This is a genomic window from Pseudomonas sp. GW821-FHT09C10, from assembly GCF_059418085.1.
The window spans coordinates 668,024-683,502 of the sequence record NZ_JBWKPE010000001.1; the positions used below are offsets into that span (position 1 = coordinate 668,024).

The following is a 15,479-nucleotide window of genomic DNA, read 5'->3' on the forward strand; positions in this document are numbered from 1 at the left end:
CTACAGCTGCGCAGGGGGTGGGCTAACAGGTCCAGGAGGCATCGCGATCCGCCAGCAAGCCATACCGTTCAATGGCCTGCTGGCATACCTGGCGCTCAAGACTGCCCTGCTCCACCAACGCGGTAAGCGCCGCCAGCACGATGTGATGCCGATCCACCTCAAAGAAATCCCGCAGCGCCGCCCGTGTATCACTGCGGCCGAACCCATCGGTGCCGAGCACGGTGTAGCTGGAGTCCAGATAGGACGCGATCATCTGCGGGACCGCCCGAACGTAGTCGGACACGGCAATCACCGGTGCACCTGCCGGCAAGCAATCATTCAGGTGACTGACGCGCTTGCCGGCCTGCGGATGCAGGCGGTTCCAGCGCTCCACTTCCCGCGCCTCCCGTGCCAGTTCGCTGAAACTGGTCACGCTGTACACCTCGCTCGCCACGTGCCAATCCTCAGCCAGTAACCGCGCGGCGGCCTGGGCTTCACGCAGCAGGGTACCCGAACCGAGCAGGCGCACCCTGGCCTCGGCGGCGCCTTCCAGGCGATACAGGCCCTTGATGATCGCTGCCTCCACGCCTGCGGGCAGGCTTGGCTGCGGGTAGTTTTCGTTCATCAGGGTCACGTAGTAGAACTCGTCCACATCCTGCTCCAGCATCTGGCGCATGCCGTGGTCGAGGATCACCGCCAACTCGCCGGCAAACGCCGGATCGTAGGCGCGGCAGTTGGGTACGGTGGCGGCGGTGAGGTGGCTGCTGCCGTCCTGGTGCTGCAAGCCCTCGCCACCGAGGGTGGTGCGCCCGGCCGTGGCACCGAGCAGGAAGCCACGGGCGCGCTGGTCGGCGGCGGCCCAGATCAGGTCGCCGACGCGCTGGAAGCCGAACATCGAGTAATAGATGTAGAACGGCAGCATGCGCAGGCCATGCACCGAGTAGCTGGTGGCCGCCGCGACCCAGGAACTGATGGCACTGGCCTCGCTGATGCCTTCTTCAAGAATCTGCCCGTCGGTGGCTTCGCGGTAGCTGAGGATCGAACCAATGTCTTCCGGCTCATAGCGCTGGCCGACGCTGGAATAGATGCCGATCTGCTTGAACAGGTTGGCCATGCCGAAGGTGCGCGCCTCATCCGCCACGATGGGCACGATGCGCGGCCCGAGCGCCTTGTCCTTGAGCAGGTTGCTCAGCATGCGCACGAAGGCCATGGTGGTGGACATTTCCTTGCCGTCGGCCGCCGTGGCGAAACCGGCATAACCGCTCATGGGCGGTACGCTCACTGGCGCTGCGGCCTGGCTACGGCTGGGCACGTAGCCGCCCAGGGCCCTGCGCCGTTGATGCAGGTAGCGCAACTCGAGGCTGTCATCCGCGGGTTTGAAGAAGCTCAGCGACTCGGCCTGCTCATCGCTCAGCGGCAACTGGAAGCGGTTGCGGAACGCGAGCAGCGCCTCGCGATCGAGCTTCTTCTGCTGGTGGGTGGTCATCTTGCCCTGCCCGGCCTCGCCCATGCCGAAGCCTTTTTTGGTTTGGGCCAGGATCACCGTGGGCTTGCCCTTGACCCGGCGCGCCGCGTGATAGGCGGCGTGGATCTTGACCATGTCGTGGCCGCCACGCTTGAGGCGGTCGATCTGCTCATCGCTCATGCCCTCGACCAGGCTGGCCAGCGCCGCGCTCTGGCCGAAGAAGTGTTCGCGGTTGTAGGCCCCGTCCTTGGCGGCGAAGGTCTGGAATTGACCGTCCACGGTGCTCGACAACGTGTTGACCAGGGAGCCGTCGGCGTCCTTGGCGAGCAAGGCGTCCCAGTCCGAACCCCAGACCAGCTTGATCACGTTCCACCCCGCCCCCGCGAACAACGCCTCCAGCTCGTCGATGATCCGCCCGTTGCCACGCACCGGGCCGTCGAGGCGTTGCAAGTTGCAGTTAACCACCCAGGTCAGGTTGTCGAGGCCTTCGCGCGCTGCCAGGGTCAGGGCCGACATGCTTTCCGGCTCGTCCATTTCGCCGTCGCCGAAGACACCCCACACATGGCGCTCGGCGGTGTCCTGCAGGCCACGATGCTGCAGATAGCGCATGAAGCGCGCCTGGAAAATCGAACTGATGGGGCCAATGCCCATGGAACCGGTGGGGAACTGCCAGAAGTCCGGCATCAACCACGGGTGCGGGTAGCTGCACAGCCCACGCGCCCCGGCCTTGGCGCCACCGAGTTCCTGGCGATAGTGGGCCAGGTCGTCCGCGCTCAAGCGCCCTTCGAGGAAGGCGCGCGCATAAATGCCGGGGGCCGAATGGGGTTGGTAGAACACCAGGTCGCCGCCAAAGCCGTGGTTGCGGGCGCGGAAAAAGTGATTGAAACCCACCTCGAACAAATCCGCCGCACTGGTGTAACTGGCAATGTGGCCACCGAGTTCGCCATAGGCCTGGTTGGCCCGCACCACCATGGCCAGGGCGTTCCAGCGTACCAGCGAGGCCAGGCGCTCTTCGGTGGCCAGGTCGCCGGGAAACGCCGGTTGCTGCTCGACGCTGATGCTATTGATGTAGGGCGTGCCGTGGCGGGGTTTCCAGTCGATGTGCGGGGCGCTGGCGTCGCGGGCCAGCAGGTCGAGGATCTGCCGTGCGCGCTCAGGGCCGGCATTGGCTACCAGCGAAGCCAGCGCGTCACGCCATTCGTCGAGCTCTGGTTGATCCAGGGCTGTGTGATTCACTGCACTCGCGAAACCGTTCATGGGCACCTCCGGGCTTTTTTTTCCAGTTTATGTCGGCGCCTGAGGATTTTTTGCCTGTTATCAGGCGCGGTTTATAGAATTTTGAGCATGAATCACTGCCCATGGGCTTTTTCCCAGCACGTTGTGCTCAAACAACCCGAAACCTCACCAGTGTGTTTAAAATGCCGCCCGCTCAATGACCGACGCTCAACGATGAACCCAGACGCACTCGCTACCCTGCACGCCCACCTGCTCACCGCCCTGGCCAGCCCGCCGGCTGAAACCCGGCGCCTGTTCCATGGCCGTGGCCGCTGCTGGCCGGGCCTGGAGCAATTGACCGTGGACTGGCTGCAAGGCGTGGTGCTGGTCGCGCTGTTCAAAGAGCCCGAAGCGCCCCACCTGGAGGGGTTGAAACAGCTGTTGATCGACTTCGACTGGGCCCAATCCGGCGCCCACAGCGTGGCGCTGCAACACCGCTACCTGCCGCAAAGCACCACGGAATGGCTGGTGGGCGCAGCCATCGACGAGCTGACCATCACCGAAGGCGGCCTGCGTTACCTGATCGACCTGGGCAAAAAGCAGAACAGCGGGCTGTTCCTCGACATGCGCTACGGCCGCAACTGGGTGCGCGAACAAGCCAAAGGCCAGCGCGTACTCAACCTGTTTGCCTACACCTGCGGCTTCTCGGTCGCGGCCATCGAGGGCGGCGCCAGCCACGTGGTGAACCTGGACATGGCCCGTGGCGCCCTGAGCCGTGGCCGCGATAATCACCGCCTCAACGGTCATGACCTGAGCAAGGTCACCTTCCTCGGCCACGACCTGTTCAAATCCTGGGCCAAGGTCACCCACAGCGGCCCCTACGACCTGGTGATCATCGACCCGCCGTCCTTTCAGAAAGGCAGCTTCCTGCTCACCAAGGACTACCAGCGCGTACTGCGTCGCCTGCCGGATTTGCTCACGGCCCAGGGCACTGTCCTGGCGTGCATGAACGACCCGGCCTTCGGCGAAGACTTCCTGATCGACGGCGTCACCCGCGAAGCCCCGGGCCTGCGCTTTATTGAACGGCTGGAAAACCCGCCGGAATTTCCGGATATCGACGCGCAAAGTGGCCTCAAGGCGCTGGTGTTTCGCCAAGGCTGATGCCGAAACGTCCTACGCTTGCTACGCTATGTGATGCGCCGGGCGGTGAACCTTATGACCCCCTTCCCGGTCGATACCTGCATTCCCCGGCCAGACTCGACAGCGTCACGTTGTCGGCTGCCCCGTTTCACCTTTTGGAGAACCGCCCGTGATATCGACCCTGCATGTAGCCAGAATCAAAGCCTGGGGCGCCCACGGCTTTACCGCCACCGGTGTGGTATTGGCCTTCCTGGCCACCCTGGCGCTGCTGGAAAACTCACCCAAGGCCTGCCTGCTCTGGCTGGGCCTGGCCCTGGTGGTAGACGGCGTGGATGGTTCCCTGGCGCGACGGGTGAATGTCAGCACGGTATTGCCCAGCTTTGACGGCTCGGTACTGGACCTGGTGATCGATTACCTCACCTATGTGTTTATTCCGGCCCTGTTTATCTACCGCTATATCGACCTGCCGGACTTTACCCACCTGTTCACCGTGTCGGTGATCCTGGTGTCATCGCTGTTCTGCTTCTGCAACGTGAACATGAAGAGCAAAGACAACTACTTCGTCGGCTTCCCCGCCGCCTGGAACGTGGTGGCCTTGTGCGTATACATCATCCAGCCGGATGCCTGGGTCACCTTGCTGACCGTGATCGGCCTGGCCCTGCTGACCGTGACGCCGATGAAGTTCCTGCACCCGTTCCGGGTCAAGCGCTTCATGCCGATCAATATCGCAGTGACCACCATCTGGTTGCTGTGCAGCTTCTTGATGGTGGTGGATTACCCCAACACCAACCCGTGGACGTTTGGGTTGTGGTCGGTGATGTCCGCGTATTTCCTCGGGATTTGCGTGTGGCGCACGGCGCTGGAGTGGATGGGAACCCACAAATAGCCAGATGAACACCGTTCAACTGTGGGAGGGGGCTTGCTCCCGATTGCGGTGTGTCAGTCAGCTTATCTGTCACTGATACACCGCAATCGGGAGCAAGCCCCCACATTGGCCTTGTGGCCGACCTTTAATCCTGCATCCGCCCAAAACGACCCGATTGGAAATCCGCAAACGCCTGGTGAATCTCCTGCTCGGTATTCATCACAAACGGTCCATGCCCAACGATAGGCTCGTCAATCGGTTCGCCGCTGAGCAGCAGGACCTTGGCGTCGTCGTTGGCCTCCAGGGTGAGTTGGCGGCCATCGCGTTCGAATAACGCCAGTTGGCCTTGGCGTGCGACTTCTTCGCCATTGACCAGCACCGTGCCGCGCAGGATCACCAGGGCGGTGTTGCGCCCGGCGTACAGGTCGAGGGTGACGGGCTTGCCGGCGTTGAGACGCAGGTCCCACACATCGATCGGCGTAAAGGTGCGCGCCGGGCCCTGGGTGCCGGCGAATTCACCGGCGATCAGCCGCAGGTGGCCGGCGTCGTTGGCCAGGGGCAGCACGGGGATGTCGCCGTCGACGATGGTCTGGTAGCCCGCGTCGGCCATTTTGTCCTTGGCGGGCAGGTTGACCCACAGTTGCACCATCTCCAACGCACCGCCGCTGCGGGCGAAGGCGGCGGAGTGGAATTCCTCGTGGAGGATGCCCTTGGCGGCGGTCATCCATTGCACATCGCCCGGGCCGATTTTGCCGCCGGCGCCGGTGGAGTCGCGGTGTTCGACTTCGCCGTCGTAGACGATGGTCACGGTTTCAAAGCCGCGATGGGGGTGCTGGCCGACGCCGCGGCGCTGGTCTGTCGGGGTGAAATCGGCCGGCCCGGCGTGGTCCAGGAGCAGGAAGGGGCTGATGTGCTTGCCCATCGAGTCGTAGGAAAACAGCGTACGCACGGGAAAGCCGTCGCCGACCCAATGGGCGCGAGGGCTGGTGTAGATGCCGATGAGTTTTTTCATGGTAGTCCTCCAAAGTGCATACACCTTAAAACTCGCAGCAATTCAGCGCTAGACGGTAAAAACAACCTTGATCGTCCTACCGGCAGGACGACCTACGGCTGCAGACTCACAAAAACAGCGTTAATGATAATGACTCGTAGTAATATCCGCCCTCTCCCGCTCAACCCTCGAGGGCTGCAATGCCGTTTGCCCCTGCGCCTGTCGCACCGCGCGTGCTGGTGGTGGATGACCACCGCAAGATTCGCGAACCACTGGCCACGTACCTGCGACGTCACACCTTTGAGGTGCGCACCGCTGAAGACGCGGCCGGCATGTGGCAATTGCTCAAGACCCAGGCGTTCGATGTGGTGGTGCTCGACGTGCTGCTGCCGGATGGCGATGGCTTTGAGTTGTGCAACCAGTTGCATCGGCGCAGCAACACCCCGGTGATCCTGCTGACCGCCCGCGACACTGCCGCCGACCGCATACGCGGCCTGGACCTGGGTGCCGACGATTACGTCACCAAGCCGTTCGAGCCCCGGGAGCTGGTGGCGCGTATCAACAGCGTGCTGCGCCGTCAGGGCCGCGCGACCGGCCCCACCGCGCCCGGCGCCGGCGCACGGGCCTATGAGTTCGCCGGCTGGCACTTCAGTGTGACCAGCGCCACCTTGCGCCGCGACGGCAGCCCGGCCATCCGGCTCAGCACTGCCGAAAGCCGGCTGTTGCAAGTGTTCCTCGCCCACCCCAACACCCTGCTGCCCCGCGAACGCCTGATCGACCTCACCGCCGCCGCCGACAGCGATGTCAGCGACCGCGCCATCGACCGGCAAGTCAGCCGCCTGCGCCGCAAGCTGGCCCAGGGCGATGCCACCCCGGAACTGTTGCGCACCATCTGGGGCGGCGGCTATCTATTGGCGTCCGAGGTCAGCGAATGCACACCTTGAGCCGGCTGTGGCCGCGCACCCTGGCACGGCAGTTGAGCCTGTTGTTGTTGCTGGCACTGCTGGCGTCGAACGCCATTGCGATGTTGTTTTTGCAACGCACCGGCAGCCTGATCCACCCGCTGTCGCGCAGTTTCAGCCTGGAACGCCTGGGGATTGCCCATCACACGGCAATCGACCTGACCCCAAGTGAAACCGCGCACCTGCTGGCCGGCATGAGCACCGACGACACGCGCTTCTGGATCGGCCCCACGCCGGAGGTGGCGCCGTTTGCGCAACGCCCGGAAGAACAACGCCTGGCCAACGAGCTGCGGCGCCAATTACAGCTGGATAACGCCGCCGCCATCGGCATGCAGTTGGAACGCATCAGCGGCGCCGACGCCCGTACCCATGTGTTCAGCCCCGCCGGGTGGGCGCCGTTGCGCCTGCGCAGCAGCGTGCCGCTGCCCAACGGTACCTACCTGAATGCCGTGCAATACCCCGCCGGCGCCTATGAATGGGGCCGCGTCCTGGCCTACAGCCTCCCGGTGACGACCCTGCCGGTGCTGCTGATCGTGATGTTTTTCATTGCCCGCGTGGTGCGCCCGATCAAGACCCTGGCCCAAGCCACCGAGCGCGTCAGCCGCGGTGAATGGATCGCCCCGCTGGCGGAAACCGGCCCACAGGAAGCCCGCGACCTCACTGCCGCCTTCAACACCATGCAGGTCAACCTCGCCCGGCATGTCGAAGGCCGCACGCGGATGCTCGCAGCAGTCAGCCATGACTTGAATACGCCGATCACCGAACTGCGCCTGCAAGTGGAGTTGCTGGAGCCCGGCGCAGCCCGCAATGACATGCTCGAAAGCCTCGGGGAACTGAGTGCAATGGTGCGTGAAACCCTGGATTTCGTGCGCGATGACGCGGTGCAGGAAGCTACCACCACGCTGTCGTTGAGCGACTTGCTGGATGACCTGGCCAAGCGTTACCAACGCCTGCAACAGCCCGTCACCTGGGCCGGCGCACCCGCGTTGCTGCTGACCTGCCGCCCGCTGGCGCTCAAGCGCGCACTGACCAACCTGATCGACAACGCCCTGCGCCACGCCGGCGATGCCGACCTGAGCCTGGTGCGCGAGGACAACGGTTGGCTGCGCATCGAGATTCTCGACCACGGCCAAGGCTTGCCCGAAGCGTGGTTGAGCAAAGTCTTCGAGCCCTTCGTACAACGGGGTGTCAGTGACGGCGGCGTGGGGCTGGGCCTGGCGATCGCACGCTCGTGCATCCAGGCCCATGGCGGTGAGCTGGTGCTGGAGAATCGCCCACCGGCCGGCCTGTGCGCGGTGGTGCGATTGCCCACCGCGCTCTAGAAGTTGAGCGTGGCGCCCATCCACAGGGTGCGGCCGTAATTCACCGTGCCGTAGGTTTCATCGTCCAGGCGCTTGTCGGTGAGGTTGTTCAGGGAGGCGTTGAGGGTCAACGAATCGCTCACGTCGTAGGAGCCGCCCAGGTCAGCGGTGGTGTAGCCCGGCGCCGGTTCGTCGGTGGTGATGGTGTTGCCGGTTTCCTCGCCGTAGTAGCTCAGCGAAGCCCAGGCCTGGGTGCGGTCGTTAATGGTCCATTCCGTGCGCACATTGGCTTTTTGCTCAGGGGTGAGGGCCAGGGGCGCACCTTTGTTGGCACCGCTTTTCTGCTCGGAGTCGGTGTAGGTGTAGTTGGCCTTGAGCAATACGCTGGGGTTGATGTCCCATTGGCCGTTGAGCTCAACGCCCTGGATGATCGCCTTGTCGACGTTGACCCGCTCCATGATGGTGTAGCCGTTCCAGCGCCGGTCGGTGGTGACGGTGGAAAGCTTGTCCTGGAAGTCGTTGTAGAACAGCGTCACACCGCCGGACAGGTTGTCGCGGTTGCTCCACAGCGCCGAGACTTCGTAGTTGGTGCTGGTCTCGGGCTTGAGGTCCGGGTTACCGAACATCACGAAGCGGTTGCGGCGCAGGTAGGCGTAATCCTCGACGACCGCACGCAGCTCGGGGGCCTTAAAGCCACGTGCAACACCGCCCTTGAACGTCCACTGCTCGGTGGCGCGCCACACCCCGTAGACCCGTGGGCTGACGTGGGCGCCGTACTCTTCGTGCTCATCCAGGCGCAGGCCGGTGGTCAGCGCGAAGCTGTCGGTCATCGACCACTCGTTTTCCGCGAACAGGGCTTTTTGCACCACCGAGAATTTATAGTCGACGCGGTCACCGAGGCCCTGGTTCCAGTCGGTCAGCTCGCTTTTATTCCATTGCACGCCCACGGTGCTGACGTTGTGGGCGGTGGGCACCACCAGCTTGGCGTCAAACACGCTGTTCTTGATCTCGGGTTTACGCCCGTAGATGTCAGTCTGCGCCGGTGTCGCCTTGCCTTCACGGCTGGAGGTTTCCTGGGACAAGGCAATGTCCGAGGTGGCCCAGCCCCAGCGGCCCTGATGGGACAGCGACCAGTGATCGCGGTTGTTTTCCTGTTCGCGGGTGGCCCAGTTGGCGCTCATGCCGTCGCCATTCTTCAAGCGCGTGGCGCCGGCTTCCAGCAGGATGTCGTGGTCGATAGTGGGGGTGAAGGCCAGGCGCGCGGTGAGGTCGCGGTGGTCAGCCTTGCTGAAGCCATTGGTCTGCTCGATGTCGTCATCGGCCTGGCGATCCAGGTAGCGGCCCCACACCTGCAAACCGAGGAAATCTTCCTTGAGCGGGCCACTGAGGTAGAACTGGGTCTGGCGTGCATTACCCTGGTCGCTGTGCTGGCGCGCCGAGTAGTCATACCCGACGGAGCCGCCCCAGGTCGGTGAGACCTTGCGCGTGATCACGTTGATCACCCCGCCGATGGCATCCGAGCCGTACAGCGACGACATCGGCCCGCGCACCACTTCAATCCGCTCGATGGCCGCAGCGGGTGGCACGAAGCTCTGTTCATAGCCACTGTTGCCGTTGACCCGCGATTCCCGCGCACTCTGGCGCTTGCCGTCGACCATGATCAGGGTGTAGTCGGCCGGCATGCCACGGATGGAGATGTCGGTTTCATTCGCACCGCCGTTGACGGTCACGCCTTCCACGTCTTTAACCGCGTCGCCGAGGTCGCGGTAGGACTTGCGACGCAGCCCCTCGCCATCGATCACGGTGACCGAGGCCGGCGCGTCTTCCACGCTTTGCGCAAAACCGGATGCAGTCACCACTACATCATTGAGTTCCAGTGCAACAGGCTCATCGGCGTGTGCATGAAGACTGGCGGCAACCAGCAGGGCCAGGGGCGAGAAACGAAAAGCAGGCAGCATGGGCGAAGACCTTCGGATTAGACTCAAAAGAGAATCGTAATCATCCAGCCCCGAATAACTTGGACAAAGTGTGACAGCTCAAGCCGCCGCGACCTCCGCGGTACGGCGCTCACGCAACAGATGGAAGGCCACGAAGGCCGTCACGGCAAAACACGCCTGGATCACGATCATCGGTGTGGCACTGCCGTCGCGCAGGTGGCTCAGTAACAGGCCACTGCAGGTCGCGCCGAACATCTGCGCAAAGCCCATCAAGCCCGCCGCCAAACCGGCGCGGTGAGCGTTGGGCATGACCCCTCCGGTCACAGACCCAGGCAATACCAGGCCGCCGCCGAGGGTCGCCAGCGCAATGGGAATATCCAGGCCCAGTACCGACAGGCCAACCAGCGCATAAATCACCAGTGCGGCAATCCCGCCCATGGCCACCAGCGCCACGCCCATCGCCACAATCCGTTGCGGCCCCAGGCGCTGGATGTTGCGCCGGGTGTACGTGGAACCGATGATCAGCATCGACACGATCAAGCCGAAATTGATGCCGTACTCCAGGCTGCTCAAGCCCAGCAGGTTGATGAACACCGCCGAGGAACCGGCGATCACCGCGAACATGGCGCCATAGGTACACGCCAGCGCCACGGCGAACGCGCGGTACTGGCGGCCCTTGAGCAGGTCCAGGTATTGCCCGCCGAGGGTGCGCCAGTGGCCGGCCTTGGGGTCTAGGTAGTGGTTGCTCTCGCGGAAGAACAGCAGCGCCAGCAGCAACACCCCACTGCCAATCACCAGCGCCAGCAGGATCGGCGCACGCCAGCCCAGCAGCTTGATCAGCAGGCCGCCGACCATCGGTGCGACGACGATGGCGTACAGCATGCCGATCATGGTCAGCGCCAACGCCGGCCCCGCTTCGGCCTTCCACACGTCACGCACCACGGTGCGCGCCAGTACCAGCGCAGCGCAGGCGCCGAGGCCTTGCACGACGCGAGCGGCGATAAATTGCTGGATGTCATTGACCAGCAGCATCGACAAGGTCGCCAGCACATACAGCAACAGCCCGCCGAGCAGCACCGGACGGCGGCCGATGCGGTCCGACAGCGGGCCGAACAGCAGTTGCCCCAGGCCAAAGGCGGCGACAAACGCCGACAGAGCCATCAGCGCCGAACCCGGTGGCACCAACAGGGCGTGCTCGATCAGGCCCAAGCCTGGAATGATCAATTGGGTCGAGACTTCACCCAGCGCCGTCAAGGCCACCAGTAAAAACAACAAGCTTCGCGATGGGGCCGGGGCGTTCGACATGGGGATTATCCGAGGCTGGATTTATTTATATTTCGACCATAATATGCGTAAAAAATTATGCCCATAATTTTTTGCCCAATGGTAATCCCCGGAGCCCGACATGATCCTTCTCCCCTCGCGCCTTCTCACGCCCCTGGCCGTGCTGATCGTCCTCAGCGGCTGCAACAGCCAGGCCGACACCGCCGCCCAAGCGCCCCAACCACGCCCGGTACTCGCCGCCAAGGTCGAAGCCGCCGGCACTCAGCAAAGCGCCTACACCGGCGTGGTGGCTGCGCGTACGGAAAGCGACCTGGGCTTCCGGGTCAGCGGCAAGGTCATCGAACGCAAGGTCGACCCCGGCCAGCACGTTTCCCGTGGCGACACCCTGCTGGTGCTCGACATCGGCGACTTCGAGCTGGCCCTGCGTTCGGCGAAAAACCGCGTCAACGCCGCCCAGGCCCAACTGCGCCAACGCCGCGACGATGAAAACCGCTACCAGCGCCTGGCCAGTACCGGTGCGGTGTCACGGCAGATCTTCGACCAGTCGGCCACCAACCTGCGCGTGGCCGAAGCCGAGTTGGCCGCGGCGCAATCCGACGCCAGCCAGATCGAGAACCGCCGCACTTATTCGGTGCTCAAGGCCGATGGCGACGGCATCATCACCGACGTGCGGGTGGACCGCGGCCAAGTGGTCGCCGAAGGGCAAATCGTCGCGCGCCTGGCCCATGACGGTGCCCGCGAAGCCATCGTCAACCTGCCGGAAAACCAGCGCGACCAGGCCGCGCAAAAAGCCCTGGCCTTCCCCTTCGGCGCCCCGGACCAGGCGGTGACGGCGACCTTGCGCGAACTGTCGGCCAGCGCCGATCCCACCACCCGCACCTACCGCGCCCGTTATGTGCTGCACGGTAACGTCGAGCGCTTCGCCCTCGGCTCGACCATCACCGTGCGCCTGCAAGGCAATGGCCACGCACAACAAACCCGCGTACCGATCGGCGCCTTGCACGATGCAGGGCAAGGCACCGGGGTGTGGTTGATCGGCGCGGATGACAAGGTCAGCTTCGCCGCCGTCAAGGTCGCCAGCCTCGGCCAGGAAGACGCCCTGCTCGACAGCGGCGTGAACCCCGGCCAGGTCGTCGTCGCCCTCGGTGCGCACCTGTTGCACAGCGGCGACGCGGTGCGCCTGCTGCCCGCCCAGGTGCTGGCCCTCAACCGCAAACAGGACCAATGAGCATGCGCGGCATCAACCTCTCGGAACTGGCGGTCAAGCACCGCGCAGTCACGCTGTTTTTGATCATTGCGATCCTCGCCGCCGGGATCTTCTCGTTCGGCAAACTGGGGCGCGCCGAAGACCCGTCGTTTACCGTCAAGGTCATGACCATTACCGCCGCCTGGCCCGGCGCCACTGCCCAGGAGATGCAGGAGCAGGTGGCCGACCGCCTGGAGAAGCGCCTGCAGGAACTGGACTACTACGACCGCGTCGAGACCATCGCCCAGCCGGGCTTTGTGTCGATGCGCATGACCTACAAGGAGTCCACGCGCCCCAGCGAAATCCAGGAGCTGTTCTACCAGACGCGCAAAAAACTCAGCGATGAAGCCGCGAGGCTGCCCAACGGGGTGATCGGGCCGTTCTTCAACGATGAATATTCCGATGTGTACTTCGCCCTGTACGCCCTGGAGGCCGAGCACTTGCCCCATCGGCAACAGGTGCAGATGGCCGAGGAATTGCGCCAGGGCCTGCTCAACCTGCCGGGGGTGAAGAAGGTCAATATCCTCGGCGAGCAGGCGCAGCGGATTTTTGTCGAGTTCTCCTATGAGCGCCTGGCGACCCTCGGGATCAAGCCGGAGCAGATCTTCGCCGCCCTCGCCGCACAGAACGCCGTGGCCCCGTCAGGTTTTGTCGAAACCGCAGGCGCACGCGCCTATATCCGTATCGACGGTGCCTTCGACAGCCTGGCGCTGATCGAAAACGTGCCCCTGGAAGTCAACGGTCGCGTGCTGCGCATTGCCGATGTGGCCAGCGTCAGCCGCGGTTATGAAGACCCGCCGAGCTACCGCATCCGTCACCAGGGCGACCCGGCGCTGATGCTCGGCGTGATCATGGAAAAGCACTGGAACGGTCTGGAGCTGGACAAAAGCCTCAAGGCCGAGGAAGCCCGGATCCAGACGGACCTACCATTGGGCGTGAACTTCGCCAAAGTCTCCGACCAGGCGAAAAACATCAGCCTGGCGGTGAATGAATTCATGCTCAAATTCTTCGTCGCCCTGGCGGTGGTGATGGTTATCAGCCTGCTGGCCCTGGGCTTTCGCGTCGGCCTGGTGGTGGCGGCGGCGGTGCCGCTGACCTTGTCGGTGGTGTTTGTGATCATGCTGCTCACCGGGCGTGAGTTCGACCGCATTACCCTGGGCGCGCTGATCATTTCCCTGGGCCTGCTGGTGGATGACGCAATCATCGCCATTGAAATGATGGTGGTGAAACTGGAGGAAGGTTTTGACCGGATTCATGCGGCCACCTTCGCCTGGAGTTCCACGGCGGCACCGATGCTCACCGGTACGCTGGTGACGATCATCGGCTTTCTGCCGGTGGGGTTTGCACGGTCCGGTGCGGGGGAATACGCCGGCAATATCTTCTGGATCGTCGGCTTCGCGCTGATCTCGTCCTGGCTGGTGGCGGTGGTGTTCACGCCGTACCTGGGTGTGAAGTTGCTGCCGCAGATCAAACCGGTGCCCGGTGGCCACGACGCGATTTATGCCGGGCGCTATTACCAGAAGCTGCGTGATTTGGTCGAAGCCTGCGTACGCAGGCGTTGGCTGGTGACCGGGTTGGTGATCGCTGCCTTTGTACTGTGCGTACTGGGCATGGCCGTGGTGAAGAAACAATTCTTCCCCAACTCCGACCGTTCCGAGCTGATTCTTGAGGTGTATATGCCGCCCGGCAGTGCCTTCAAGAGCACCGAGGCGGTGGCGGCGCAGCTGGAAAAGGCGCTGCTGCAAGAGCCGCAGACCAGCATGGTCGACACCTATGTGGGCGGTGGTGCACCGCGTTTCTTCCTGTCGCTGAATCCCGAAATGCCGGACCCGGCGTTTGCCAAGCTGATCGTGCAGACGCCGGACTCTCACGCCCGCGACGCCTTGAAGCTGCGCATGCGTGAGCGAATTGCGGCCGGTGAGTTTCCGGCGGCGCGGGTGCGGGTCACCCAGTTGCTGTTCGGCCCGCCGGTGCCCTTCCCGGTGGTGTTCCGTGTGTCCGGCCCGAATGTGGAGGTGCTGCGCGGCGTGTCCGAGGACGTGCGCAAGGTCGTCGCCGCCAACACGCTGACCAAGGATGCCTTTCTCGATTGGGGCGAGCGCACCAGCGGTTATCGCCTGGTGCTGGATCAAGACCGCCTGCGCCTGCTGGGCTTTACCCCCAACGAGGTCAAATCCCAGCTCAACGCCTTGCTCAGCGGCAACCCGATCACCGAAGTGCGTGAGGGCAACCGCACCGTGTCCGTGGTCGCCCGCGCCCAGGGCAACCAGCGCGAGAACCTCGGTAACCTCAACAACATGACCCTGACCAACAGCGCCGGCACGTCGGTGCCCCTGGCCCAGGTCGGGCAGTTCCAGGCGGTGATGGAAGAGCCGATCCTCAAGCGCCGCAACCGCGCGAGCACCGTGGAAGTGCGTGCCGACATCATCGACGGCGTGCAACCGCCCGACGTGGAAATGGCCGTGTACAAAGACCTGCAACCGCTGATCGCCCGGCTGCCGGCCGGTTACCGGATCGACATCGGCGGCCCGGTGGAAGAAAGCGCCAAGGCCAACGTGGCGCTGGCGGCGCTGTTCCCGATCATGATCCTGCTGACCCTCACGGTGATCATGTTCCAGGTGCGTTCCTTCGGCGTGATGTTCATGGTCTTCGCCACCGCGCCGCTGGGCTTGATTGGCGCGGTGCCGACCTTGCTGCTGTTCAACCAGCCGTTCGGGTTCAACGCGATCCTGGGCTTGATCGGGATCGGCGGGATCCTGATGCGCAACACGTTGATCTTTACCGACCAGATCCGCCAGAACCAGGAGCAGGGCATGGCGATCCACGCGGCGATTGTCGAGGCCACGGTGCGGCGCGCGCGGCCGGTGATATTGACCGCGCTGGCGGCAGCGCTGGCGTTTATTCCGCTGACGTTGTCGGTGTTCTGGTCGTCCCTGGCATTCGTGCTGATTGGCGGGGTGCTGGTGGGCACGGTGTTGACGCTGTTGTTTCTGCCGGCGCTGTGCAGCCTGGTGCTGGGGCGGGAGAAGACAAAAATTGTCGAAACGCCCCACGTAAGCGCCGGATAAGCACTACTCCCCTGCCCTGAAAACCG

Annotated in this window: 10 protein-coding genes; 6 read left to right on the forward strand and 4 right to left on the reverse strand. The window is 63.9% G+C overall.

All coding sequences use genetic code 11. The features are described from left to right. Positions 1–22: 22 nt before the first annotated feature. Positions 23–2,701 carry an alpha-ketoglutarate dehydrogenase gene (gene mdeB, locus AC07OT_RS03120; RefSeq protein ID WP_495107435.1) on the reverse strand — a complete coding sequence of 893 codons (2,679 nt, stop codon included), beginning with the start codon at positions 2,699–2,701 and terminating at the stop codon, positions 23–25. A gap of 192 nt (positions 2,702–2,893) precedes the next feature. Between mdeB and AC07OT_RS03125 the strand changes: the two genes are divergently transcribed. Then, entirely contained in the window at positions 2,894–3,820 is a 927-nt protein-coding gene (locus tag AC07OT_RS03125; RefSeq protein WP_495107436.1) for a class I SAM-dependent methyltransferase, read from the forward strand. Positions 3,821–3,968: 148 nt separating this feature from the next. Next, complete coding sequence (pcsA, locus tag AC07OT_RS03130; protein ID WP_027606368.1) at positions 3,969–4,685, forward strand: phosphatidylcholine synthase; 717 nt, start codon at positions 3,969–3,971, stop codon at positions 4,683–4,685. A 124-nt stretch (positions 4,686–4,809) separates the two neighbouring features. Here the strand turns inward: pcsA and AC07OT_RS03135 are convergent, their stop codons facing one another. Next, positions 4,810–5,676: a pirin family protein gene (locus AC07OT_RS03135; RefSeq protein WP_495107437.1), complete on the reverse strand. Its 867-nt coding sequence runs from the start codon at positions 5,674–5,676 to the stop codon at positions 4,810–4,812. A gap of 179 nt (positions 5,677–5,855) precedes the next feature. On the opposite strand from AC07OT_RS03135, the gene AC07OT_RS03140 reads away from it, so the two are divergent. Together AC07OT_RS03140 and AC07OT_RS03145 are read left to right on the forward strand one after the other, a co-directional pair. Beyond that, entirely contained in the window at positions 5,856–6,599 is a 744-nt protein-coding gene (locus AC07OT_RS03140; protein ID WP_495107438.1) for a response regulator, read from the forward strand. 20 nt (positions 6,600–6,619) lie between these two features. Further along, the gene (locus AC07OT_RS03145; protein WP_193603612.1) at positions 6,620–7,939 is read left to right on the forward strand and encodes a sensor histidine kinase; all 1,320 of its coding nucleotides are present in this window, start codon (positions 6,620–6,622) and stop codon (positions 7,937–7,939) included. On the opposite strand, the gene AC07OT_RS03150 is transcribed toward AC07OT_RS03145, so the two are convergent. Beyond that, entirely contained in the window at positions 7,936–9,876 is a 1,941-nt protein-coding gene (locus AC07OT_RS03150) for a TonB-dependent receptor domain-containing protein (protein ID WP_495107439.1), read from the reverse strand. The genes AC07OT_RS03145 and AC07OT_RS03150 overlap by 4 nt on opposite strands. A gap of 78 nt (positions 9,877–9,954) precedes the next feature. Then, positions 9,955–11,160: a Bcr/CflA family efflux MFS transporter gene (locus AC07OT_RS03155; protein ID WP_495107440.1), complete on the reverse strand. Its 1,206-nt coding sequence runs from the start codon at positions 11,158–11,160 to the stop codon at positions 9,955–9,957. 100 nt (positions 11,161–11,260) lie between these two features. Between AC07OT_RS03155 and AC07OT_RS03160 the strand changes: the two genes are divergently transcribed. Together AC07OT_RS03160 and AC07OT_RS03165 are read left to right on the forward strand one after the other, a co-directional pair. Next, a complete protein-coding gene (locus tag AC07OT_RS03160; RefSeq protein ID WP_495107441.1) occupies positions 11,261–12,367 on the forward strand; it encodes an efflux RND transporter periplasmic adaptor subunit in 1,107 nt (368 codons plus the stop codon). Positions 12,368–12,369: 2 nt separating this feature from the next. Continuing rightward, positions 12,370–15,453, forward strand: a complete 3,084-nt coding sequence (locus AC07OT_RS03165) for an efflux RND transporter permease subunit (RefSeq protein ID WP_495107442.1) — start codon at positions 12,370–12,372, stop codon at positions 15,451–15,453. The last annotated feature ends 26 nt before the right edge of the window (positions 15,454–15,479 follow it).

Coding starts and splice junctions, on each gene's coding strand:
- AC07OT_RS03140 (WP_495107438.1), top strand. CDS start 5,856: ATGCCGTTTGCCCCTGCGCCTGTCGCACCGCGCGTGCTGGTGGTGGAT.
- AC07OT_RS03165 (WP_495107442.1), top strand. CDS start 12,370: ATGCGCGGCATCAACCTCTCGGAACTGGCGGTCAAGCACCGCGCAGTC.
- AC07OT_RS03135 (WP_495107437.1), bottom strand. CDS start 5,676: ATGAAAAAACTCATCGGCATCTACACCAGCCCTCGCGCCCATTGGGTC.
- AC07OT_RS03150 (WP_495107439.1), bottom strand. CDS start 9,876: ATGCTGCCTGCTTTTCGTTTCTCGCCCCTGGCCCTGCTGGTTGCCGCC.
- mdeB (WP_495107435.1), bottom strand. CDS start 2,701: ATGAACGGTTTCGCGAGTGCAGTGAATCACACAGCCCTGGATCAACCA.
- AC07OT_RS03155 (WP_495107440.1), bottom strand. CDS start 11,160: ATGTCGAACGCCCCGGCCCCATCGCGAAGCTTGTTGTTTTTACTGGTG.
- AC07OT_RS03125 (WP_495107436.1), top strand. CDS start 2,894: ATGAACCCAGACGCACTCGCTACCCTGCACGCCCACCTGCTCACCGCC.
- AC07OT_RS03160 (WP_495107441.1), top strand. CDS start 11,261: ATGATCCTTCTCCCCTCGCGCCTTCTCACGCCCCTGGCCGTGCTGATC.